The 25067-nt window shown below is 51.1% G+C and carries 21 protein-coding genes; 10 read left to right on the plus strand and 11 right to left on the minus strand.

The annotated features are described in order from the left end of the window. Position 1: 1 nt before the first annotated feature. From EFER_RS03570 to EFER_RS03590, 5 genes are all read right to left on the minus strand, one after another. Complete coding sequence (locus EFER_RS03570) at positions 2-949, minus strand: respiratory chain complex I subunit 1 family protein (protein WP_001273428.1); 948 nt, start codon at positions 947-949, stop codon at positions 2-4. A 10-nt stretch (positions 950-959) separates the two neighbouring features. Further along, on the minus strand, positions 960-2981 hold the full coding sequence (gene hyfB, locus EFER_RS03575; protein WP_000339437.1) for a hydrogenase 4 subunit B: 2022 nt from the start codon (positions 2979-2981) through the stop codon (positions 960-962). Beyond that, positions 2981-3598 carry a 4Fe-4S dicluster domain-containing protein gene (locus EFER_RS03580; protein ID WP_001079200.1) on the minus strand — a complete coding sequence of 206 codons (618 nt, stop codon included), beginning with the start codon at positions 3596-3598 and terminating at the stop codon, positions 2981-2983. The genes hyfB and EFER_RS03580 overlap by 1 nt, the downstream gene beginning before the upstream one ends. Before the next feature lie 245 nt (positions 3599-3843). Continuing rightward, complete coding sequence (gene bcp, locus EFER_RS03585; RefSeq protein WP_001068688.1) at positions 3844-4314, minus strand: thioredoxin-dependent thiol peroxidase; 471 nt, start codon at positions 4312-4314, stop codon at positions 3844-3846. After that, the gene (locus EFER_RS03590; RefSeq protein ID WP_000189057.1) at positions 4314-4886 is read right to left on the minus strand and encodes a glycine cleavage system transcriptional repressor; all 573 of its coding nucleotides are present in this window, start codon (positions 4884-4886) and stop codon (positions 4314-4316) included. The genes bcp and EFER_RS03590 overlap by 1 nt, the downstream gene beginning before the upstream one ends. Before the next feature lie 146 nt (positions 4887-5032). Between EFER_RS03590 and dapA the strand changes: the two genes are divergently transcribed. From dapA to ypfH, 6 genes are all read left to right on the plus strand, one after another. Then, complete coding sequence (gene dapA, locus EFER_RS03595; protein WP_000494011.1) at positions 5033-5911, plus strand: 4-hydroxy-tetrahydrodipicolinate synthase; 879 nt, start codon at positions 5033-5035, stop codon at positions 5909-5911. A 16-nt stretch (positions 5912-5927) separates the two neighbouring features. Beyond that, on the plus strand, positions 5928-6962 hold the full coding sequence (gene bamC, locus EFER_RS03600) for an outer membrane protein assembly factor BamC (RefSeq protein WP_002431657.1): 1035 nt from the start codon (positions 5928-5930) through the stop codon (positions 6960-6962). Between the two features lie 211 nt (positions 6963-7173). Continuing rightward, the gene (purC, locus tag EFER_RS03610; RefSeq protein WP_001295467.1) at positions 7174-7887 is read left to right on the plus strand and encodes a phosphoribosylaminoimidazolesuccinocarboxamide synthase; all 714 of its coding nucleotides are present in this window, start codon (positions 7174-7176) and stop codon (positions 7885-7887) included. 167 nt (positions 7888-8054) lie between these two features. Further along, positions 8055-8918, plus strand: a complete 864-nt coding sequence (gene ypfJ, locus EFER_RS03615) for a KPN_02809 family neutral zinc metallopeptidase (protein WP_001267498.1) — start codon at positions 8055-8057, stop codon at positions 8916-8918. 14 nt (positions 8919-8932) lie between these two features. Continuing rightward, positions 8933-10948 (plus strand): tRNA cytosine(34) acetyltransferase TmcA, encoded by a 2016-nt coding sequence (gene tmcA / locus EFER_RS03620; protein ID WP_000829356.1) that lies wholly within the window; start codon positions 8933-8935, stop codon positions 10946-10948. Between the two features lie 73 nt (positions 10949-11021). Continuing rightward, a complete protein-coding gene (ypfH, locus tag EFER_RS03625) occupies positions 11022-11720 on the plus strand; it encodes an esterase (RefSeq protein ID WP_000679802.1) in 699 nt (232 codons plus the stop codon). Positions 11721-11812: 92 nt separating this feature from the next. On the opposite strand, the gene EFER_RS03630 is transcribed toward ypfH, so the two are convergent. From EFER_RS03630 to EFER_RS03640, 3 genes are read right to left on the minus strand one after another with little or no spacing between them, the layout of a single operon-like run. Beyond that, positions 11813-12013 carry a YpfN family protein gene (locus EFER_RS03630; protein WP_000383836.1) on the minus strand — a complete coding sequence of 67 codons (201 nt, stop codon included), beginning with the start codon at positions 12011-12013 and terminating at the stop codon, positions 11813-11815. A 27-nt stretch (positions 12014-12040) separates the two neighbouring features. Then, complete coding sequence (dapE, locus tag EFER_RS03635; protein ID WP_001277817.1) at positions 12041-13168, minus strand: succinyl-diaminopimelate desuccinylase; 1128 nt, start codon at positions 13166-13168, stop codon at positions 12041-12043. A 3-nt stretch (positions 13169-13171) separates the two neighbouring features. Continuing rightward, on the minus strand, positions 13172-13528 hold the full coding sequence (locus tag EFER_RS03640) for an ArsC family reductase (protein WP_000258230.1): 357 nt from the start codon (positions 13526-13528) through the stop codon (positions 13172-13174). A gap of 391 nt (positions 13529-13919) precedes the next feature. Here EFER_RS03640 and ypfM point away from each other — a divergent pair, with 391 nt between their 5' ends. Continuing rightward, a complete protein-coding gene (ypfM, locus tag EFER_RS23665) occupies positions 13920-13979 on the plus strand; it encodes a protein YpfM (protein WP_001386977.1) in 60 nt (19 codons plus the stop codon). 98 nt (positions 13980-14077) lie between these two features. Here the strand turns inward: ypfM and acrD are convergent, their stop codons facing one another. Together acrD and narQ are read right to left on the minus strand one after the other, a co-directional pair. Next, entirely contained in the window at positions 14078-17191 is a 3114-nt protein-coding gene (gene acrD / locus EFER_RS03650; RefSeq protein ID WP_001263048.1) for a multidrug efflux RND transporter permease AcrD, read from the minus strand. A 118-nt stretch (positions 17192-17309) separates the two neighbouring features. Then, positions 17310-19016, minus strand: coding sequence for a nitrate/nitrite two-component system sensor histidine kinase NarQ (gene narQ / locus EFER_RS03655; protein WP_000636125.1), 1707 nt, complete (start codon positions 19014-19016; stop codon positions 17310-17312). A 219-nt stretch (positions 19017-19235) separates the two neighbouring features. Between narQ and aegA the strand changes: the two genes are divergently transcribed. From aegA to EFER_RS03670, 3 genes are all read left to right on the plus strand, one after another. Next, positions 19236-21215: a formate-dependent uric acid utilization protein AegA gene (aegA, locus tag EFER_RS03660; RefSeq protein ID WP_001078957.1), complete on the plus strand. Its 1980-nt coding sequence runs from the start codon at positions 19236-19238 to the stop codon at positions 21213-21215. A 67-nt stretch (positions 21216-21282) separates the two neighbouring features. Beyond that, positions 21283-21858 carry a GDP-mannose pyrophosphatase NudK gene (gene nudK, locus EFER_RS03665; RefSeq protein WP_000082698.1) on the plus strand — a complete coding sequence of 192 codons (576 nt, stop codon included), beginning with the start codon at positions 21283-21285 and terminating at the stop codon, positions 21856-21858. Between the two features lie 122 nt (positions 21859-21980). Beyond that, positions 21981-23024: a DUF1176 domain-containing protein gene (locus EFER_RS03670; protein ID WP_001270685.1), complete on the plus strand. Its 1044-nt coding sequence runs from the start codon at positions 21981-21983 to the stop codon at positions 23022-23024. Between the two features lie 18 nt (positions 23025-23042). On the opposite strand, the gene tkt is transcribed toward EFER_RS03670, so the two are convergent. After that, a complete protein-coding gene (gene tkt / locus EFER_RS03675; protein ID WP_000087248.1) occupies positions 23043-25046 on the minus strand; it encodes a transketolase in 2004 nt (667 codons plus the stop codon). Positions 25047-25067 lie beyond the last annotated feature (21 nt).

Genomic DNA, 25067 nt, shown 5'->3' on the forward strand with positions numbered 1-25067 from the left:
CCTACAGTCCGGTTAACCAAAAGACATACGACAGCGCGGCGAGACTAAAACCGAGCCAGGTCAAATGGTGTGTGAGCAAAAAGCGTCCACGTGCCAGTGAGTTCTCCACAATGGAAGCCAGAATAAAAACCAGCAGAATCTTGCCCAGAGAGAGAATCAAAGAGAGCAACAGGTCAGCCGGGGCGCTATCCGGGGCGTTGCCAAAAGGTACAAACAGCGAGACAACGAGCGCCGCCATCACCACCTGTTTAAGCCCTAACCCCCATTTCACCAGTGCCAGCCCGGCACCGGAATACTCTGTTAGCGGCCCCTCCTGTAACTCCTGCTCAGCTTCGGCAACATCAAACGGAATTTTGCCCATTTCAATGAAGCAGGCGAAAACACACGCCAGAAGTGCCAGCAACGTTGCCAGTGGTGAAATCCAACCGCCTGCCAGCGTATGACTGATCACGGCGATGTGCGTGGAACCGGCAATGAGTGCCAGCACCAACAGGGCGAGGATCAGAATCGGTTCCACCAAAATGCCCAGTGCTAACTCCCTTGAGGCACCAACACCCGCGAAGGGACTTCCGGTATCCAACCCGGAAAGGGCAAAAAAGAAACGATAAAGGGCGAGCAGATAAATCAACGTGATCATGTCGCCGCCCCCAGCGAAAGGTGATTCTCGTAAAAACAACGGCAAGGTCATGGCAACGACCATCATGCTACTGAGTAATACCCAGGGCATCAGGCGAAACATTAAACCTGAGGAGGACGGAGCAACTTCCTGGCGTTTTAGTAACTTGTTGATATCACGATAATCTTGCCAAATGTCTGGCCCACGACGAGAATGCATCCAGGCACGGATCTGGCGGGAAATACCAGTAAACAACGGCGTCAGCGCCAGCATAATTAACGCCTGGAGTAGCGCAAAAACGATCAGACACCCGTCGTTATAAAAGTTAGCCATGATGATCTCCTCAGAGGGCTATAGCGATGAGCAGTACGACCAACGCAACTACCACGTACAGACAATAGAGGCGGAAATCGCCGCTTTGCAGCTGCTGAACGCGAAGTGCAATACGTTGAATCACGTTTACTACGGGGCGAATCAGATAATCGTCCCAGAACGGCTCTGTACGCCGTGCTCCCTCTGTCACGTGCTGTAAACCACAGGCAAGTGACGCGCTGGGATCAAGCTGATTACGCAATCTGTACAGTGAAGAGAAAAACACACGCATCGGTTGCATAACACCGCTGGCTGATGGCGCCATTGCGCTTTCCCAGCCATAACCACAGGCCCATGCATCACCACTACGACGAAATGCCGCACGATGAGAACGGGTCAGCCACCAGTAGAGCGCCGGAATAAGCGGTACAGTAATCAGCAACAGGAAGAGGGCGGAAGGCGTGAGTAATGTTGCATCACTGGTACCTGGAAGGAGCGCAAAACTTTCTGCAACGGGAAGCGATGTGAGGTGCGTAAATGAGAACACCACCTGCAAGATGTGCGGTGCAACCCAACGAGCACCAACCCCGAGCAAAATGCAAAGTGCCGCGAGGATCAATAACGAAACGGTCATCTGCCAGGGGGCTTCGTGGGCTTCTTCTGCCGCGCTACTGCGTGGCGCACCGCAAAAACTAATGCCATACAATTTGACAAAACACATCGCTGCCAGTGCACCCGTAACAGCCAGCATCACAATGGCAACAGGTCCAAGCAAACGCAGGGTGACCGCATCAAAATGCGTCATGGCGAACAGTGACTGGTAGGTATACCACTCACTGATAAATCCATTTAATGGCGGCAGGGCGGAAATCGCCACACATCCAATCAAAAAAGCAGCTGCGGTACGTGGCATCCGTTTTGCCAGAGCGCCCATTTTTTCCATATCGCGGGTGTGTAGACGCCCGATAACAGCCCCCGCACCGAGAAACAGCAAGCCTTTAAACATGGCGTGGTTAAGCAGATGAAACAGTGCAGCCAGTAACCCAACCGTGGCGATGACAGGCAATTGTAATGACAGCCCGACCATACTCACCCCCACACCGAGGAGGATTATCCCGACATTTTCCACGGTACTCCATGCCAGCAGACGCTTGATATCATTTTCCGCCAGGGCATACAGGACACCTAATAATGCCGAAACTGCGCCAAAAATGATCACCACCACGCCCCACCACAATTGCAAACCGCTATTACCCAGCAAGTCGATGGAGACTTTCAAAATGCCGAAAATCCCAATTTTTACCATTACTCCCGACATTAATGCCGAAGCATGTGACGGAGCTGCAGGGTGAGCGAGGGGAAGCCAACTATGCAAAGGGAGCATCCCGGCTTTGGCGCCAAACCCGAAGAAACCCAACAGAAATACCGCTGAGGCCAGACCAGGTGAAAGCGGTAGCGTTCGGAAACTGGCGAAGTCGAGACTATGACACTCACGCCACATCAGGAAGAAGGCGATCATGATCAATACCGAACCCGCATGGGCAATAAAAAAGTAAAGCATCCCGGCGCGGATAGACTCTTTATCCTGAGCGGCGATAACCAGAAACCAGGAGGCAAGAGACATCATCTCGAAGAACACGATGAACCAGAAGGCGTTATCCATCACCAGCAAACTCACCATAGAGGCGATAAACATATTCATAAAGAAGCCGATTGCTGCCGCTCCTTTACCAAGATATTCACGCATATAGGCCAGAGAATAGAGAGCACACACCGCGACCAGTACGGAAATCACCAGCAGCATAAAAGCTGAAAGGCTATCCATACGAATAGTGAGTGTGGCGAAGGGGAATGGCGTGATAAATTCTGTAACCAGCGGAATAGCAGAGTGCAGCTGCGTCAGAGCGCTGACAATACCGACCAGTCCACCGGCCAGGGATGCGATGCCGGAAATTTTTATGGCAATGCGATCCAGGTCGTAAAGGAACAGCGACGCGATTCCGGCAAAGAAATATAGCATCAGTGAACACAACAATAATTGCAGAGCGTCCATCAGCCTTGCTCCGAAGTAGAAGAAAATGAATCCAACCCTGTGTCTGCCAGACACGTGGCGGCAAGATGCTGTTTTTGCTTCATTTGCTGATGCAAAACTTTATCTGTGACGAGTTGCAGGGCGTTAGTGGCACAAGCTCGAATACAGGCGGGGCCTTCTGGCAGGAAATAACAGAGATCACATTTCACAGCGACTGCCTGGACGCCAACCTGCCAGCGTAATAAGGGATGCAATGTCGGTGAGCTTTCCGGGATATCGTTAAGTGGCTCCTCAGCCTGGTGCTGATATAACGCTGGCGCGTCCACTGGTCCACTTCCTGCAGCCGTTATCGCGCCAAACGGACATACCAATGCACAGAGTTTGCAGCCAATGCAGAGCGTTTCATTGAGCTGGATTGCGTCGTCATGCCGGGAAATTGCGTTAACCGGGCAGACCTGCTGACAGGGCGCATCCTCACAGTGATGGCACTGAACAGGCGCAGTTTGCTCAGGTGTGCAAACCAGGGCGAGTCGAGGATGTTGCTGTAAGCCTTGCTTTTTATGTACGTCCGAACACGCAGCGAGACAGGTTTTACATCCTGTACACCACTGAGGATCGGCCATTACAAAGCGGTTCATGTCGGCTCCTTAAATAAAAACAAAACGTTACGCCTTGCTATGCATAAAGGATGCCATCATTAAAAGTGCTTTTATTTCAGTTTGTTATATGATTTTCAACGTGAGGAGAATACAAAAGTGATGGACATAAACGTTCGGGGATACGCAATTCGGCACTAGTGTCGTAGGGACTTATAAGCTGTGAGCTAAATCACATTAAGGCAGGATGAGCGCTGACGGCACGGCATCAGCGCTGGAGAAAGGAATCAGGCGTTTTCTTTTATCCAGTTGAGCACAACGTCGTGGTGATCGCTGGTTTTAAAATTATCAAACACGTGTTCAATTTTGCCGTCAGCGTCGATCAGGAAACTGATACGATGGATGCCATCATAAGTTTTACCCATGAATGACTTCTCGCCCCAGACGCCAAACTGCTCACAAACGCTGTGATCTTCATCAGACAAAAGCGTGAAGTTAAGCAACTCTTTTTCAGCAAAACGGGAAAGTTTTTCTGGCTTATCGGTGCTGATACCCAGCACATCGACGCCAACTTTTTTCAACTCGTCCATGTTATCTCGCAGGCCACAGGCCTGTACGGTACAGCCTGGCGTCATGGCTTTCGGGTAGAAATAGACCAGAACACGCTGTCCCTGGAAGTCGGTTAAATTTACTTGTTCCCCGTCTTGATCCGGCAAGCTAAATTTCGGTGCGATGTCACCGGCTTTCAGTGGATTCATTACTTAACTCCATTCTGTTCATCAGTATGTGAATAATTGACGACACTAATACTGCCTTGTGCATTCAATTCTGTACATAGCGCTTTGAAGTCTTGCTCAATATTTACCGAATCATGTGATGCCGGACTGTGCGCGGTGATCTGAATATGAAGTTGTGCAACATTATCGTTTTCAGCTGGTTGCGTGCGTGAAACCAGTTCCGCAATGTTCATCTTGTGGTTGTCAAAAAGCGCCGTAAAACGCTCAATTAAATGCGGCGAGTCTGGCACATCAACCTGTACCCATACCGTAGCGGGCATCGGCGGACGAGGTCTGGCGGAGGTTCGCTTCATCACAATGAGGAGATCCAGCTCTGCGCCTTTCAACGGCAGGGTTGATTCAATAAGGGTAATGGCATTCCATGAGCCAGAAAGCAGCATAATAAAGGTGAACTCGTCCCCCAGCATCGCCAGTCGACTGTCTTCAATATTACAGCCACAACTACTGACGTGACGTGTGATCGTATTCACGATCCCGGGGCGATCGGCCCCCAGTGCTGTGATAACGAGGTAGTGTTGTGATGACGGTGTCAAACCTGTTATTCCTTTGAGAGGTGAGGTAATCATAAGGAAAGCATAAAAAAAACTGGCATACAACAAGCAACAGGTCTCTCGTCACTTGCTTTTATTGCCAGACCAAACGTACCATTGAGAAACTTGTTTGCACAGAGGATGGCCCCATGTTCACGGGAAGTATTGTTGCGCTTGTTACACCGATGGATGATAAAGGTAACGTCTGCCGGTCGAGCCTGAAAAAACTGATTGATTATCATGTCGCCAGCGGTACTTCGGCGATCGTTTCTGTTGGCACTACTGGTGAATCCGCTACTTTGAGTCATGATGAACATGGCGATGTAGTGATGATGACATTGGAGCTGGCGGACGGGCGTATTCCGGTGATTGCCGGAACTGGCGCCAATGCGACGGCTGAAGCCATCAGTCTGACGCAGCGTTTCAACGACAGCGGTGTTGTCGGTTGTCTGACGGTAACCCCTTACTATAACCGTCCCACTCAGGAAGGTTTGTATCAGCATTTCAAAGCCATCGCTGAACATACTGACCTGCCGCAGATTCTGTATAATGTACCGTCCCGTACTGGCTGCGATATGCTGCCTGAAACCGTTGGTCGCCTGGCGAAAGTAAAAAATATTGTCGCAATTAAAGAGGCAACGGGGAACTTAAGCCGTGTTCACCAGATCAAAGAGCTGGTTTCAGACGATTTTCTGCTGCTCAGCGGTGATGACGCCACCGGCCTGGACTTTATGCAGTTAGGTGGTCACGGGGTGATCTCTGTAACAGCTAACGTTGCCGCGCGTGACATGGCTGAAATGTGCAGACTGGCAGCAGAAGGGCAATTTGCCGAGGCGCGAGTTATTAACCAGCGTCTGATGCCGTTGCATAACAAACTATTTGTCGAACCCAATCCAATCCCGGTGAAATGGGCATGTAAGGAGTTGGGGCTTGTAGCGACCGACACGTTGCGCCTGCCGATGACGCCGATTACCGACAACGGTAAAGAGATCGTCAGAGCGGCGCTTAAACATGCCGGTTTGCTGTAAAGTTTAGGGAGATTTGATGGCTTACTCAGTACAAAAGTCGCGCCTGGCGAAGGTTGCGGGTGTATCGCTAGTTTTGCTACTCGCAGCCTGTAACTCGGATTCGCGTTACAAGCGCCAGGTAAGCGGTGATGAATCCTATCTGGATGCCGCACCGCTGGCTGAACTTCACGCTCCGGCGGGAATGATCTTGCCGGTTACATCGGGCGATTACACCATCCCGGTGACTAATGGCAGCGGTGCCGTTGGTAAAGCGTTGGATATTCGTCCACCGGCACAGCCGCTTGCGCTGGCCAGTGGTACGCGTACCCAGTTCAGTGGCGATACCGCAACCTTGCTGGTCGAAAATGGTCGCGGCACCACTCTGTGGCCGCAAGTTGTTAGTGTGATTCAGGCGAAAAACTACACCATCACCAAACGTGATGATGCCAGCCAGACCCTGACCACCGACTGGGTTGACTGGAACCGTCTGGATGAAGACGAGCAGTATCGTGGCCGTTATCAAATCTCGGTACAGCCGCAAGGTTATCAGCAAGCGGTACAGGTCAAACTGCTCAATCTTGAGCAAGGTGGCAAACCGGTTGCTGATCCGGCTTCCATGCAGCGTTACAGCACGGAGATGATGAACGTGATCTCCGCCGGGCTGGATAAATCTGCCTCTGACGCCGCGAACGCTGCACAGAATCGCTCTGCTGCCACGATGGATGTGCAAAGCGCCGCCGATGAAACAGGTTTACCGATGTTAGTGGTGCGTGCACCGTTCAATGTGGTCTGGCAGCGTCTCCCGGCAGCGCTGGAGAAAGTAGGTATGAAAGTGACCGACAGCACCCGTTCTCAGGGAAGCCTGGCCGTGACTTACAAGCCACTGTCTGACAGCGACTGGCAGGAACTGGGCGCACGCGATCCTGAACTGGCATCTGGCGACTACAAACTGCAGGTCGGTGATTTAGATAACCGCAGTAGCCTACAGTTCATCGATCCGAAAGGTCATACTCTGACTCAGAGTCAGAACGACGCACTGGTAGCTGTCTTCCAGGCTGCGTTTAGCAAGTAAAAATACAGGGCTGGAGTCATCCGGCCCTTTTTTCTGATATGATACGCAAACGTGTGCGTCGGCAGAAAAACGCGATTTTAGCGGTAATTCGCACGAAATTTGTTTGTCGGACGCAGGTCAGACAAGGCGTTCACGCCGCATTCGACAAACATCTGGCACATCAGACAGCAAAAGATTTTAAAACGTTAATTCACACCCAGGAGTGATAAAGATGCAAAAGCAAGCTGAGTTGTATCGTGGTAAAGCGAAAACCGTATACAGCACGGAAAACCCGGACCTGTTGGTGCTCGAATTCCGCAATGATACGTCAGCAGGGGATGGCGCGCGCATTGAGCAGTTTGATCGCAAAGGTATGGTGAACAACAAGTTCAACTACTTCATTATGAGCAAACTGGCTGAAGCGGGTATCCCGACTCAAATGGAGCGTCTGCTCTCCGATACCGAATGTCTGGTGAAAAAGCTGGATATGGTGCCGGTTGAGTGTGTCGTGCGTAACCGTGCTGCTGGCTCTCTGGTGAAACGTCTTGGAATCGAAGAAGGTATTGAGCTGAACCCGCCGCTGTTCGATCTGTTCCTGAAAAACGATGCCATGCACGATCCGATGGTCAACGAATCTTACTGCGAAACCTTTGGCTGGGTAAGTAAAGAGAACCTGGCACGTATGAAAGAGCTGACCTACAAAGCGAATGACGTGCTGAAAAAACTGTTCGATGATGCTGGTCTGATTCTGGTCGACTTCAAGCTGGAGTTTGGTCTGTACAAAGGTGAAGTGGTACTGGGCGATGAGTTCTCCCCGGACGGCAGCCGCCTGTGGGACAAAGAAACGCTGGAGAAAATGGACAAAGACCGTTTCCGCCAGAGCCTCGGTGGCCTGATCGAGGCCTATGAAGCCGTCGCCCGCCGCCTGGGTGTACAGCTGGACTGATTTTTCTATTCATCATCTTGCCGTGCTGCTGGCACGGCAAGACAACCGCTCTCATAAGATGTGCATTGAACGCTCATTCCTCCGCCATTTCATCCCGCTTTCCTGTGGTAATCTTCCTCTGAACCACCTACGATCATTTCTATAATGAATATATTGTTGAGGTATCTATGCGTTGGCAAGGGCGACGTGAAAGTGACAATGTTGAAGACAGGCGCAATAGCTCCGGTGGTCCGTCAATGGGCGGTCCCGGTTTCCGTCTGCCAAGCGGTAAAGGCGGGCTGATTTTACTGATAGTCGTGCTGGTTGCAGGCTACTATGGCGTTGATTTAACCGGGTTGATGACCGGACAGCCGGTTTCCCAGCAGCAATCAACGCGGTCAATTAGCCCAAATGAAGACGAAGCCGCAAAATTCACCTCGGTGATTCTGGCAACCACCGAAGACACCTGGGGACAGCAGTTCGAGAAGATGGGTAAGACCTATCAGCAACCGAAGCTGGTCATGTATCGTGGAATGACGCGCACCGGCTGCGGGGCGGGCCAGTCCATAATGGGGCCGTTCTATTGCCCGGCGGATGGCACGGTTTATATCGATCTCTCCTTCTATGATGACATGAAAGACAAACTTGGCGCGGATGGCGATTTTGCCCAGGGGTACGTTATCGCCCATGAAGTCGGTCATCATGTGCAGAAACTGTTAGGCATCGAGCCGAAAGTCCGTCAACTGCAACAAAACGCGACGCAGGCGGAAGTGAACCGCTTATCTGTACGTATGGAACTCCAGGCCGACTGTTTTGCCGGTGTCTGGGGGCATAGCATGCAGCAGCAAGGCGTTCTGGAAACCGGCGATCTGGAAGAAGCGCTGAACGCGGCGCAGGCCATCGGCGATGACCGTTTACAGCAGCAAAGTCAGGGGCGAGTCGTACCAGACAGTTTCACTCATGGCACTTCTCAGCAACGCTACAGCTGGTTTAAACGTGGTTTCGACAGCGGCGATCCGGCACAATGCAATACTTTTGGTAAAAGCATTTAACTTTCGGGGCAGGGATGGCTGAACTGACTGCGCTTCACACATTAACAGCGCAAATGAAACGTGAAGGGATCCGCCGCTTGCTGGTGTTGAGCGGGGAAGAGGGTTGGTGTTTTGAGCATGCGCTTAAGTTGCGTGATGCCTTACCTGGTGACTGGCTGTGGATTTCGCCGCAGCCAGTCGCTGAAAACTACTGTTCTCCCTCGACGCTACAAACTTTACTTGGGCGCGAGTTCCGGCATGCGGTATTCGACGCCCGCCATGGCTTTGATGCCGCTGCCTTTGCAGCACTTAGCGGAACGTTGAAAGCGGGAAGCTGGCTGGTGTTGTTACTCCCTGCATGGGAAGAGTGGGAGAACCAACCTGATGCCGACTCGCTGCGCTGGAGTGATTGCCCTGACCCTATTGCGACGCCGCATTTTGTCCGGCACCTCAAACGCGTACTTACGGCGGATCACGACGCTATCCTCTGGCGGCAAAACCAGCCGTTCACGTTGACGCATTTTATTCCCCGTACTGACTGGCACCCCGCGACCGGCGCACCACAACCAGAACAACAGCAACTCTTACAGCAACTACTGACCATGCCGCCGGGCGTGGCAGCGGTAACTGCTGCGCGTGGGCGCGGTAAGTCGGCGCTGGCAGGGCAACTCATTTCTCGTATTGCGGGCAGTGCGATTGTCACCGCGCCTGCAAAAGCGGCAACGGATGTACTGGCACAATTTGCGGGCGAGAAGTTTCGCTTTATTGCGCCGGATGCTTTGTTAGCCAGCGATGAACAAGCCGACTGGCTGGTGGTTGACGAAGCCGCGGCCATACCTGCGCCGTTGTTGCATCAACTGGTATCGCGTTTTCCTCGAACGTTGTTAACCACTACGGTGCAGGGCTACGAAGGCACTGGACGTGGTTTTTTGCTGAAATTTTGCGCTCGCTTTCCGCATTTACACCGTTTCGAATTGCAACAGCCGATCCGCTGGGCGCAGGGATGCCCGCTGGAAAAAATGGTCAGCGAGGCACTGGTTTTTGACGATGAAAACTTCACCCATACACCACAAGGCAATATCGTCATTTCCGCATTTGAACAGACGTTATGGAGAAGTGAGTCAGAAACACCGTTAAAGGTTTATCAGTTATTGTCTGGTGCGCACTACCGGACTTCGCCGCTGGATTTACGCCGTATGATGGATGCACCTGGGCAACATTTTTTCCAGGCGGCTTGTGAAAACGAGAGCGCCGGGGCGCTGTGGCTGGTGGATGAGGGCGGATTATCTCAAGAACTCAGCCAGGCGGTATGGGCAGGTTTTCGTCGCCCGCGGGGTAATCTGGTAGCCCAGTCGCTGGCGGCGCACGGCAGCAATCCACTGGCAGCGACATTGCGCGGACGGCGGGTCAGCAGGATAGCAGTTCATCCAGCTCGTCAGCGTGAAGGCGTTGGGCAACAGCTTATTGCCCGTGCTTTAAACTATACGCATGACCTCGACTATCTTTCGGTGAGTTTTGGCTACACCGCGGAGTTATGGCGTTTCTGGCAACGCTGCGGTTTTGTGCTGGTGCGAATGGGTAATCATCGTGAAGCCAGCAGCGGTTGCTATACGGCGATGGCACTGTTACCGATGAGTGATGCGGGTAAACAGCTGGCTGAACGTGAGCATTACCGTTTACGTCGCGATGCGCATGCTCTCACGCAGTGGAATGGCGAAACGCTCCCCGTCGATCCACGAAATGATGCCGTCCTTTCTGAGGACGACTGGCTTGAACTTGCCGGTTTTGCTTTCGCTCATCGTCCGCTATTAACGTCGTTAGGTTGCTTAACGCGTCTGCTACAAACCAGTGAACTGGCATTACCGGCGCTGCGTGGTCGTTTACAGAAAAACGCCAGTGACGCGCAGTTATGTACCACACTTAAACTTTCAGGCCGCAAGATGTTACTGGCCCGTCAGCGAGAAGAGGCCGCGCAGGCGCTGTTCGCACTTGATAATGTTTGCACTGAGCGTCTGCGCGATCGCATAACGCAATGGCAATTTTTTCACTGACTCCTTCAATTTTCTCCCATGGTCATTGTGAGTCAGCGGCGTAAAATTAATGACATCAGTTAAGGAGTTCGCCATGAAACATGACCATTTTGTTGTTCAAAGCCCGGATAAACCTGCACAACAGTTGTTACTGCTTTTCCACGGTGTCGGGGATAACCCGGTAGCGATGGGTGAGATCGGCAGCTGGTTTGCGCCGCTGTTTCCTGATGCACTGGTGGTGAGCATCGGTGGTGCGGAGCCGAGCGGTAATCCGGCGGGGCGCCAGTGGTTTTCGGTGCAGGGCATAACGGAAGATAATCGCCAGGCGCGTGTGGATGCCATCATGCCGACGTTTATTGAGACGGTGCGCTACTGGCAGAAACAGAGCGGAGTAGGGGCTAACGCCACGGCGCTAATCGGTTTCTCACAAGGCGCAATTATGGCGCTGGAGAGCATTAAAGCCGAACCGGGTCTTGCCTCGCGCGTCATTGCCTTTAACGGACGTTACGCCAGCCTGCCGGAAACCGCGTCTACAGCCACGACAATTCACTTGATCCATGGCGGTGAAGATCCGGTTATCGATCTGGCGCATGCGGTTGCGGCGCAGGAAGCGTTAATCAGTGTCGGTGGTGATGTGACGCTGGATATCGTGGAGGATTTGGGCCATGCGATCGACAATCGCAGTATGCAATTTGCCCTGGATCACTTGCGTTATACCATTCCGAAACATTATTTCGACGAAGCGCTAAGCGGTGGCAAGCCTGGCGATGATGATGTGATTGAAATGATGTAAAAGACAGATTACCAGGCCTGATAAGACGTATGATGCGTCGCATCAGGCATCATGGCCGGATGCGGCGTTAACGCCTGATCCGGCCACTTAGCTTACTTCTTCGGTTGATCCTTTTTCGGCCAGTCATCGTCATCGTCCCACTTATCGTTGAAATCACGATGCGGGGGAAGCTCCGGCTTGTTGGCGAGAAATTTCTTATGGTCGACGCGCTTGAGATCTTTAATCACGTTCAGCAGGACGCCTACCAAAAAGACAATCACCAGAATCCACCAATATTTAGCCAGCCAGTCCATGCTTATTTCCTCTTGCAGAACCACTCATCAGGCGACGAGCTGTTCCATGATACGTTGATACATACGGGCAAGTAGCTGCAGGTCGGCAGCGTTCACACATTCATTAATTTTATGAATAGTGGCATTGACCGGCCCGAGTTCCACCACCTGCGCCCCCATGCGGGCAATAAAGCGCCCGTCGGACGTTCCGCCTGTGGTCAGTAGCTGCGGTTTAATTTCATTATAGTGCTCAACCGCGTTAACGACCGCATCCACCAGTTTACCGCGCGCGGTCAAAAATGGCTGCCCGGAAAGCCACCAATCCACCGTATAACGCAGTTGATGTTTTTCAAGCAGGGCAAGCACCTGCGCTTTGATCATCTCATCCGTCAGTTCGGTGCTAAAGCGGAAGTTAAACTGCACAAACAGTTCACCCGGAATAACGTTGTTACTGCCCGTTCCCGCCTGAATATTGGCAATCTGCATACTGGTCGCCGGGAAGAATTCATTACCCTGATCCCACTCAATAGCCACTAATTCATTAAGGAAAGGTGCTGCGCGATGTACCGGATTGTCAGCCAGATGTGGGTAGGCCACATGCCCCTGAACGCCATGAATGGTGAGGTTGCAGGTTAACGATCCGCGACGACCATTTTTCACCACATCACCAACCACTTCGATGCTCGACGGTTCGCCGACCAGGCAGTAATCGAGACGCTCATTACGTGCCATTAACGCGTCGACGACTTTTACCGTACCGTTATGGGCACTGGCTTCTTCATCAGAGGTGATCAGAAATGCCAGTCGACCTGTATGGTTGGGATGTTGTGCGACAAAACGTTCTGCTGCTACCACCATCGCCGCCAGTGAGCCTTTCATATCTGCCGCACCACGCCCGAACAACATGCCGTCACGAATGGTTGGTTCAAACGGCGGATTAATCCAACGGTCGGCGTCGCCAGGCGGTACCACGTCGGTATGCCCGGCAAAGGCTAACGTTTCACCTTGCCCACGCCATGCCCAAAAATTCTGCGTATCGGCAAAGTCCATGCGTTCAACGGTAAAACCGATCGCCTGCAAACGTTTAATCAACAAAGCCTGACATCCTGCGTCATCAGGACTCAGGGAAGGGCGGCGAATAAGCTGTTGTGTCAGCTCAATAACCGGGCACGACATAGACTACACCTCATGGAAAAATTGCTGATAACTGGAATCACTGAAACCCAGCAGAATAGGCTTCCCGGGCGCGCAGAGCAATGGGCGTTTGATAATTGCAGGCATTTCAGTCATTAATGCCGCCGCAGAGGCCGCATCGGTAATTTTATTGCGGGTGGTTTCATCCAGTTTACGCCAGGTTGTACCACGGGTGTTGAGTAACGCCTCCCAGCCTAATTCGTTGATAAAACCGTTCAATAATTCGCTATCCAGCCCATCAACGCGATAATCATGAAAACAATAGTCGATGTTATTGGCTTCCAGCCAGCGGCGTGCTTTTTTAATGGTGTCGCAATTTTTAATGCCGTAAAGAGTAACCATAGTGAATCCTTTTTCGCTAAAACCGAATAATTACGCAATGAGATTGTTATATGTGCAATGTCACGTTGTGTAATATTAGTTATCGGAAAATATAACATTGTTTGGAGTCTGTTAATAATATTCCCGAGCTGTTTCAGAACCAGGCGCTCAACAAAAATCAGAATTTACCTGGTTGCATCTGTATGTTTTTACATCAAAATTACAATAGAAGTAAAAAGAGTATGAATATTTCAGATTATTGTAGTTCGTCACAAAAAAATTATGGCTACAACGTCATAGTAATTACTGAAAGCTCCCAACCCCGGAGGCATTAATCACAGCAATCGGTGTAAATAGCTTCAGTAAGAGAAAGTGAGTTTGTAGAATACCCATAATTATAAGAGAGGTTGTTATGATTGAACGTGAACTGGGGAACTGGAAAGACTTTATCGAAGTAATGCTTCGTAAATAAGCTTCTGGACGAAATGCGTAACATCAGGCCCTGAGTCCAGGGCTATAAATCATAAAGATGGAAAAGGCGACTCATTGGCAAGTCGCCTTTTTGTTTGATTATTCCGGGCGCGGCTTCAGTGGGAAGCGGCGACGCACCAGGACAAAGAATAGCGGCACGAAGTATATGGCGAGAATAGTCGCCGAAATCATCCCGCCCATTACACCTGTACCTACTGCATGTTGGCTGGCAGAGCCCGCACCATTGCTGATCGCCATTGGCAATACGCCGAAAATAAATGCCAGCGATGTCATCAAAATTGGACGTAAACGCTGGCGACAGGCATGGAGCGTCGCTTCCAGCAAATCATGTCCTTTCTGATTCATATCATTGGCGAATTCAACAATCAGAATGGCGTTCTTCGCTGCAAGGCCAATTACTGTTAACAACCCCACTTTGAAATAGACATCGTTTTCCAGTCCGCGCATCCAGGTTGCCAGTAGCGCCCCCACCACACCCAGTGGCACAACTAACATGACGGAGAAGGGGACGGACCAACTTTCATACAATGCAGCAAGGCACAGGAAGATAACCAGCAACGAAATCGCATACAGTGCCGGGGCCTGGGCACCGGAAAGCCGCTCCTGATACGACATTGCTGTCCACTCCAGTCCGAATCCACCGGGCAGCTGATGCACCAGATTTTCCATAATCTCCATCGCCGTTCCCGTGCTCACGCCTCTGGCAGCTTCACCGACAATTTCAACTGCCGAATAGCCATTATAGCGCTCCAGGCGTGGCGAGCCGGTCTCCCAACGAGAGGTCGCAAAAGCGGAAAAAGGCACCATGCCGCCATCTTTATTGCGTACATACCACAGATTAATATCGTCTGGCAGCATGCGATACGGCGCAGCGGCCTGCACATAAACCTTCTTCACACGGCCACGATCCATAAAGTCGTTAACGTAACTAGAGCCCCAGGCCGTTTGCAGGGTATCGTTAATATCATCAATGGAGAGCCCCAGTGCCTGTGCTTTACGCTGGTCGATATCAATTTGTAACTGTGGACTGTCGTCGAGACCATTATGCCGAACACGTGTCAGGGAAGGATCTTTGCCCGCCAGTTCCAGCAGTTTGTCTCTGGCGGCCATCAACGCGTCGTGTCCCGCTCCGGCGTGATCCTGTAATTCCATATCGAAACCAGCAGAACTACCAAGACCGCTGATCGACGGTGGATTACTGGCAGTCACTTTCGCTTCGTTGATCTTCTTAAAAGCTTGTGTGGCGCGATCAATAATGGCAAAAGCACTGCCGGTTTTCGGATCGCGATCATCCCAGTCTTTCAGGCGAACAAACATGCGGGCTACGTTCTGACCGTTACCCCCAGGCCCGGAACCGACGGTGGCAAACACCGACATAATGTTATCTTTCTCGTGAGTGAAGAAATACTTCTCCACTTGCTCGACAACTTTCAGGGTTTGTTGTTGAGTGGAGCCGCTGGGTAACTGTACTGACGTGGTAAACATTCCACGGTCTTCCTGCGGCAAAAACGAAGAGGGCAGGCGCATAAATAAAACCACCATGCCGCTAATCAGTAACAGGTAAATAAGCAGCCAGCGCAGGCTGCGATGAAGAATTTTTGCCACGCCTCTTTCATAGCGATCAGCGTTGCGGTTAAACACGCGGTTGAACCAGCCAAAAAAACCTTTCTGCCCGTGCTGCTCGCCTTTATGCAATGGTTTGAGGATTGTGGCGCACAATGCAGGAGTAAGTATTAATGCCACCAACACGGAAAGCACCATTGCAGAGACAATGGTGATAGAGAACTGGCGATAAATGGCCCCGGTTGTGCCACCAAAAAATGCCATTGGAATAAACACAGCGGAGAGCACCATGGCAATGCCGACCAGTGCGCCCTGGATCTGCCCCATTGATTTACGTGTGGCTGCGCGAGGCGACAATCCTTCTTCACTCATGATGCGTTCGACGTTTTCCACCACCACGATAGCGTCATCCACCAGTAGACCGATCGCCAGCACCATCGCAAACATCGTTAGGGTGTTGATACTGTAATCAAAGGCGTAAAGCACCGCAAAAGTGCCAAGCAGCACCACAGGAACAGCAATGGTCGGGATAAGTGTCGCGCGGATGTTCTGCAAAAACAGATACATCACAAGAAATACCAGTGCTACTGCTTCCAGTAGCGTCTTTACCACATCTTCAATAGAGGCTTTAACAAACGAAGTGGTTTCATAGGCTACCTTGTACTCCAGCCCATGAGGGAAGTATTGCGCCAGTTCGTCCAGCCGCTCAATGACTCGTTTGGCTGTCGCCATTTCGTTGGCGCCAGAAGCCAGTTTTACCCCCAGCCCGGATGCCGGATTGCCATTAAAGCGGCTAAGATAGTCATACTTCTCCGCACCCATTTCAACAGTGGCTACGTCACCTAATTTAACTTCGGAACCATCCTGATTAACGCGTAACGTGATTGCGCGAAACTGTTCAGGTGTTTGTAAAAGCGACTGAGCATTGATGGTGGCATTCAGTGCCTGTTGAGGAATTGACGGCGTACCGCCTAGTTGCCCGACCGCAATCTGAGCATTCTGTGACTCAATGGCATCAGTGACATCTTTAGCCGTCATCTGGAAACTATTGAGTTTCGCCGGATCCAGCCAGATACGCATGGAATATTGTGAACCATAGGCATCGATATCCCCGACGCCATTCACGCGACTTAACGGGTCCTGAATATTACTGGCAACGTAATCGGCAATATCTTGTTTATCCATCGAACCATCAGTAGAAACGAAGGCGATGGTGAGAATGTTGGTATCACCGGTTTTCCGTACTGTCACGCCCTGATTTTGTACTGCTTGCGGTAGCTTACGCAGTGCCGATTGCAGCTGGTTTTGTACCTGTTGAACGGCTTCGTCAGGATCAGTACCCGCTTCGAAAGTCAGCGTTACTGATGCCTGGCCTGTACCGCTGCTTTGCGACGACATATACATCAGGTTATCCAGTCCGGTCATATTTTGCTCGATAACCTGGGTAACTGTATTTTCCAGTGTTTGTGCCGAAGCGCCCGGATAGTTTGCCGAGATACGCACATTAGGCGGCGAAAGTTCCGGGTACTGTTCAACGGGAAGAGAAAAAATCGCCAGGGTACCTGTCAGGCAGATCAGGATTGCCAGCACCCAGGCAAAAATGGGGCGATCAATAAAGAAATTCGCCATTAAAAGAGAACCTCGTGTTTCTGCGTATCGTTATGGGCATACCTTGTTTCACTGTAGCGGCAAGGTACGGGCCAATCGTGGAGAAAAAAAGGAGATAATGTAAATTATCGTGCCTGTTTCACGCGCCTGAAGGATGGTTCTGTTCATCTTCTACGGATCGAAAACTGATACTCACCAAAGTACCGCCACCAGACGGTTGGGAAAAACTTAGCGTACCACCCAGCCGTTCCGCGCGTTCGCGCATGATATTCAATCCGTAGTGCCCCTCAGGTTCAGTGGGGTCGCCAATGCCAATTCCGTTATCACGAATAAACACGGTGTGGTTACCGTCAGGAGCAGTTACGCAACTGACGGCGATCTCACTGGCGTTAGCATGTTTGATCGCATTAACAACCGCTTCACGAATAATCTGTAACAAATGCACCTGCATTTGCGCATCCAGCGCCAGTGTTGGCAGGCGACAGTCGAGGCTGAGCTTAGCGGAAGTTTGGTTTTGCAGGGTATCCAGCATTTCGCGTAGTGCAGAAGGCAGATCAGCCTGTTGCAATGTCAGGCGGAACGTTGTGAGCAGTTCACGCAGCTGCTGGTACGCATCATTTAAGGCGCGTGAAAAATCCGCCATGATACTTTGCGCTGTGTCGTTATCTTGCGGAATTGATCGTTTCAGAAGCGTGAGCTGAATACGCAGATAAGAGAGCACCTGCGCCAGCGAATCATGTAATTCCCGTGCGATGGTGGCGCGTTCTTCCATCAGTAGCAGTTGCTGGAAATGCTTCTGTGCCTGATTAAAGTACAAACCACGACCTAACATGGTCGATACGCTATTCATTAACGGTGCGAAAGCAGAAGCATTCTCGCTTTGCCATTGCAACTCGCCATAAACAGTATCCTGCATTGTCACCGGTATAATCTGTAAGGGTAATTCGCCATTTTTGTGCCCTTCACTAATACGCCAGTTATCGCCAACAGTAAGTTCCAGCCAGCAGGCTGCATCATGTTCCCGGACTATCTGCAATATGAGGCGGAAACAGTGAACATCAATCTGGCTGGTATTTAGCGCCTGAGAGCATTGATACAGTACCTCCAGACGGCGCTTGGCCTCATGCAAATCACGCGTTTTTTCTGCAACCGAAGCTTCCAGCGACAGATACAGCTTTTGTAATTCACTCGACATTTGAGTGAAGGTCTTGGCCAATAAACCTAATTCATTGGGGAGACTGGTATCTAAGGGCAACGAATCAAACTGACCTTGCTCCATTCGCTGGCTGGCCATCACCAAATGATTCAATGGCTGCACCACCTGATGGCGAATCCGCCGTAGGGTAAAAAAGACGAGGGTAAAAATACCTATTCCCCCGGCCAGCGATATCGCCACAACCAACATCATTTTACGTTCAGCATAGTGTTGCAAAGCCAGAACGAAGAGATCTATCTGGTTGACATAGTTATTAATATTTTCCTGATACCAGTCAATATCGCCTTCGTTCAGCCGTTTATTCATCTCCAGCCAATTGGCGTGAAGATGGGCATAGCGAGTTTTCACCGCTTGTGGCACATACCATGCGTTGAGATTGTTTAATACCGGTGAATGCAGCGCTTGTTGGAAAAGCTGACGATGATCATGCAGTTGCGGGCTTTGCCGCTGTAAATCGTAGCCTAGCCGATAGCTTTGCATTCGCAGTGAACCGGCAATATTGATGGCCTCTGCGTCACGCAAACTGCTCGCCAGTGTCAATAGCGCGATACCGGTGGAGAGAATGGACAACAGGACAATATAAAAAAAGGCCCTGGCCAGACTGGCCGAGACGGGACGTTTAACGATCACTCGCATTTTCTCCGCGAAACAGGGTCAATATGAAATTAAACAAAGCGTTTCAGATAATTACATCCAAAATAATATCAGCTGTGTAATAAATTGATCTGCCACATGTTCAGTCGAAATAGTTGGGCTTTATGGGCAGATGAACATTGCCGACGCGCATTTTTGTCGGTAATAACAGGCGTGCAAAGAATAAGGTTTTTACAACCAAAAAAGAAGGTCGCCATGAATCGATTTATTACGGCCAATAGCCAGCAGTGCCTGGGCTGTCATGCCTGCGAAGTGGCCTGCGTAATGGCTCACAATGATGAGCAACATGTGTTGAGTCAGCAACATTTTCACCCAAGGATTACGGTTATTAAACATCAGCATTTGAACAGTGCGGTCACTTGCCATCACTGTGAAGATGCGCCTTGCGCCCGCAGCTGTCCGAACGGAGCTATCAGCCACGTCAATGACAGTGTTCAGGTTAATCAGCAAAAATGTATTGGCTGCAAATCCTGTGTTATTGCCTGCCCGTTCGGCACGATGCAAATTGTATTGTCACCTGTTTCAGCAGAGCGGGTAAAAGCTACGGCGCATAAATGCGATCTGTGTGAAGGGCGTGAAAACGGTCCCGCCTGTGTGGAAAACTGCCCGGCAGATGCACTGCAACTGGTTACTGAAGCCGCGTTAACCGGGTTGGCGAAAAATCGCAGGCTGCGAACGGCACGGCAAGAAAATCAATCCTGGCACGACGGCTTAGAGCAGGAACGCCCGCTCACCTTTAGTAAAGTTGAGCAGATGCGTGCCACTCCACCACGTGGTGAACCGGACAAACTGCCCATTGCCGCGCGTAAAACCGGGTTTGATGAAATCTATCTGCCGTTTCGTGCTCAACAGGCACACCAGGAAGCTTCCCGTTGCCTTAAGTGCGGCGAACACAGCGTGTGTGAGTGGACTTGCCCACTGCATAACCATATTCCCCAGTGGATCGAACTGGTTAAAGCCGGAAATATAGATGCCGCCGTCGAGCTGTCTCACCAGACTAATACGCTGCCAGAAATTACCGGGCGCGTTTGTCCGCAAGACCGGCTATGTGAAGGGGCTTGTACTATTCGTGATGAACATGGTGCAGTCACTATCGGAAACATTGAACGTTACATTTCAGACCAGGCACTGGCAAAAGGATGGCGCCCCGATCTCAGTGGTGTCAGCAAAGTCGGTAAACGTGTGGCGATTATTGGTGCAGGACCGGCAGGGCTTGCCTGTGCCGATGTGCTGACACGCAACGGTATTGATACCACGGTGTTTGATCGTCACCCGGAAATTGGTGGCTTACTTACTTTTGGTATTCCCTCCTTTAAGCTGGATAAATCGCTGCTTGCGCGGCGTCGTGAAATCTTCAGTGCAATGGGAATCGACTTTAGGCTCAATTGTGAAATTGGCAAAGATGTGATGCTGGAAACGTTGCTGGAGGAGTACGACGCAGTATTTGTTGGCGTTGGCACTTACCGCTCGATGAAGGCGAACTTACCGAATGAAGACGCGCCGGGGGTATACGATGCGTTACCGTTCCTGATAGCCAATACCAAACAAGTGATGGGGCTACCAGAATTGCCAGAAGAGCCGTTTATCAATACTGCCGGGCTGAATGTTGTGGTGCTTGGTGGTGGCGATACAGCGATGGACTGCGTCCGTACGGCGCTACGTCATGGTGCGAGTAATGTCACCTGTGCGTATCGTCGTGATGAAGCTAACATGCCGGGATCGAAGAAAGAGGTGAAAAACGCCCGCGACGAAGGGGCTAATTTCGAATTTAACGTCCAGCCGATTGAGATTGAACTTAATTCACAAGGGCATGTATGTGGGATTCGTTTTTTACGCACTCGTCTTGGTGAACCTGACGCAAATGGTCGTCGTCGCCCGGTGCCTGTCGAAGGTAGTGAGTTCGTTATGCCTGCAGATGCGGTTATTATGGCGTTTGGCTTTAATCCTCATACAATGCCGTGGCTGGAAGCGCATTCAGTGAAAGTGGATGACTGGGGGCGGATTGCTGCAAATGTGAACAGTAAATACCGTTACCAGACCAGTAACCCGAAAATCTTTGCTGGTGGCGATGCTGTACGCGGTGCTGATCTGGTGGTAACAGCAATGGCGGAAGGACGCCATGCTGCACAGGGCATTGTCGACTGGCTGGGCGTAAAATCAGTCAAATCTCACTAACGCACTACGCAGACAAACCCAACTTCGCGGCGTAAGATGATGAGTCTTCTTATGCCGTGGAGCTGGTATGTCACAACAAATTACCCTCATCAAAGATAAAATTCTCTCCGAAAACTATTTCACCCTGCACAACATTACCTACGACCTGACCCGCAACAATGGCGAAGTGATCCGCCATAAGCGCGAGGTGTACGATCGTGGTAACGGCGCGACAATATTGTTGTATAACCTGGAGAAGAAAACAGTAGTGCTGATTCGTCAGTTCCGTGTTGCGACCTGGATAAATGGCAATGAAAGTGGTCAGTTAATTGAAACCTGCGCCGGGCTGCTGGATAACGATGAGCCGGAAGCCTGTATTCGTAAAGAAGCTATTGAAGAGACAGGTTACGAAGTGGGTGAAGTACGTAAATTGTTTGAGCTGTATATGTCGCCGGGCGGTGTGACTGAGCTTATCCACTTTTTTATCGCAGAATATAGCGAAAGCCAACGCACTAATATGGGCGGTGGTGTAGAAGATGAAGATATTGAGGTGCTGGAGCTGCCCTTTACTCAGGCACTGGAAATGATTAAAAGCGGTGAGATACGTGACGGTAAGACTGTGTTATTGCTCAACTATTTACAATCTTCACATTTAATGGATTGAAAAATAAGAATAATATATTTGGTTAATTTTGGCGCAATCCGATAAATCTTATTGAGTGAGACATCAGGCGCAACGAAGATACCCCTTGAGTTGTAAGTTTGGCTTCTGGGGTTGTATCGTCCATGCGCTATCGCGTTATTCTACTTTTCCTGCTCGGTCTGATACCAACGTCGCTGACGTGGGCTGCACCTGCCCAACGCATGTTCTCAGACTGGCAAGTCACCTGTAATAATCAAAATTTCTGCGTAGCGCGTAACACTGGCGAACATGGTGGGCTGGTCATGACCTTGAGCCGTAGTGCAGGTGCGCATACCGACGCGGTTTTACGTATTGATCTTGGTAGCCTCAGTACTCCAGATATTGCCGAAGAGGCAATAGCTCCGCGTTTACTTCTTGATAGCAAACCGCTGTTATTTACAGGCGAAACGTGGAAGATCACCCCATGGCATTTAATGACCGACGATCCGGCGACAATTACCGCTTTTTTACAGCAAGTACAGGATGCGCAAGCTATTACGCTGGATGGTGGTAACCAATCCATTTCACTGTTGGGATTAAAAGCCGCGTTACTGTTTATTGACGCGCAGCAAAAGCGCGTTGGTAGTGAAACGGCGTGGATTGAAAAGGGCAATGATCCGCCTCTTAGCGTTCCTCCCGCGCCGCCGCTGAAAGGTGTTGCGATTGTTAACCCGACACCGACACCATTAAGTCAGGAGGAGCGTAACGACCTGCTGGATTACGGGAACTGGCGGATGAACGGTTTACGCTGTTCACTGGACCCGTTGCGTCGTGAGGTGAGTGTGACGGCGCTTACCGATGACAAAGCATTGCTTATGATTGGTTGTGAGGCTGGCGCTTATAACACCGTTGACCTGGCGTGGATTGTTTCACGGAAAAAGCCGCTCGCCTCCCGCGCGGTACGCCTGCGTTTACCCTTCAATAACGGTCAGCAAAACAATGAACTGGAATTAATGAATGCGACGTTTGATGAAAAGTCGCGTGAGCTGGTGACATTAGCGAAAGGGCGAGGATTAACCGACTGTGGTATTCAGACGCGCTGGCGTTTTGACGGCCAGCGTTTTCGTCTGGTGCGTTACGCCGCAGAGCCTACCTGTGATAACTGGCATGGGCCAGATGCCTGGCCCACATTGTGGATCACCCGTTAAAGATATTGTGTGCACGTATCAGGCGCTTTTAACCCCCAGAACCTTATGCGCTTTTGCCACAATATTCTCGGGGGTAAAGCCAAAGAATGGGAACAGTTTATCCGCCGGGGCAGATTCCCCGTAGCTGGTCATCCCGACAATTGCCCCTTTCAGACCAACATATTTGTACCAGTAATCGGCAATACCCGCTTCCACCGCCACGCGGGCTGAAACATTAGAAGGCAGTACCGACTCGCGATATTCCTCATCCTGAGCGTCGAAAATATCCGTCGAGGGCAGGGAAACAACGCGAACATTGCGACCTTCTCCCGCTAATTTCTCCGCTGCTTGCAGGGTAATTTCCATCTCTGAACCGGTAGCAATAAGAATAATATCTGGCTTACCGCCGCTATCTTTCAGCACATAACCGCCACGGGCAATCTCTTTTACCTGATCCGGCGTTCGTTCTACCTGTGCCAGATTCTGCCTTGAGAGGATCAGTGCTGTTGGTCCATTGTGGCGCTCAACCGCCAGCTTCCAGCCCACCGCTGCTTCCACCTGATCGCACGGTCGCCAGGTGCTGAAATTCGGCGTCAGGCGCAGACTGGCCAGTTGCTCAACGGCCTGGTGCGTCGGACCATCTTCCCCTAAGCCAATAGAGTCGTGGGTATAAACCATTATCTGCCGCGCTTTCATCAGTGCTGCCATCCGCGCGGCGTTACGGGCGTATTCAACAAACATCAGGAACGTCGCGGTATACGGCACGAAGCCGCCGTGGTGCGCAATGCCATTGGCGATAGCGGTCATGCCAAATTCACGCACCCCGTAGTGAATGTAGTTACCCGCCGGATCTTCCTTCAGCGACACAGAACCTTTCCAGATGGTGAGATTGCTGGGGGCCAGATCCGCCGAACCGCCAAGCAGTTCAGGCAGCATTGGCCCGTAAGCGTTAAGCGTATTTTGCGAAGCCTTACGGGTAGCGATTTTCGCCGGATTCGCCTGCAACTCATTGATATATTTCTGTGTCGTTTTTTCCCAGTCTTTCGGTAAACCACCGCTCATCCGACGGGTAAACTCTTCTGCCAGTTGCGGATGAGCCTTTTTATAGGCGGCAAACTTCTCATTCCAGCTCTGCTGCGCTTTTTCGCCTTTTTCGCGGGCATCCCAGGCGTGATAAATCTCTTTAGGGATCTCAAATGGCGGATGGTGCCAGCCCAGTTTTTGCCGTGCCAGCGCCACTTCTTCTTCCCCAAGCGGTGCGCCGTGCGCCTCTTCCTTACCTGCTTTATTCGGTGAACCAAAGCCAATCACCGTACGGCAGATAATCAGCGATGGCTTATCTTTTACGCTTTGCGCTTCAAGAATCGCTTCCTTCACCGCCTGCGGATCGTGGCCGTCGATTTCATGGATCACATGCCAGTGATAGGCTTCAAAACGCTTTGCCGTATCGTCGGTAAACCAGCCTTCGGTTTCTCCATCAATCGAAATACCGTTGTGATCGTAAAAACCAATCAGTTTGCCCAGCCCCAGTGTGCCCGCCAGCGAACAGACTTCGTGAGAGATACCTTCCATCAGACAGCCGTCGCCCATAAACACATAGGTGAAGTGATCGACGATCTCATGATCCGGCTGGTTAAACTGCGCCGCCAGTGTACGCTCTGCTATCGCCAGCCCGACGGCGTTAGCCAAACCTTGTCCAAGTGGACCGGTGGTGGTTTCAACACCTGGTGTATAGCCAATCTCCGGGTGGCCTGGGGTTTTCGAATGCAACTGACGGAAGTTCTTCAGCTCTTCCAGCGGCAGGTCGTAACCGGTCAGATGAAGCAAACTGTAGAGCAGCATCGACGCGTGACCGTTGGAGAGAATAAAGCGGTCGCGATCATACCAGGTTGGATCGCTGGGGTTATGTTTAAGAAAATCGTTCCACAGCACTTCGGCAATATCTGCCATGCCCATCGGCGCGCCGGGATGACCGGAATTGGCTTTTTGCACCGCATCCATACTGAGTGCGCGAATCGCATTGGCAAGGTCTTTTCGGGACATAAAACACTCCGTGGCTGGTTT

The organism is Escherichia fergusonii ATCC 35469, from assembly GCF_000026225.1.
Taxonomy (GTDB): domain Bacteria; phylum Pseudomonadota; class Gammaproteobacteria; order Enterobacterales; family Enterobacteriaceae; genus Escherichia; species Escherichia fergusonii.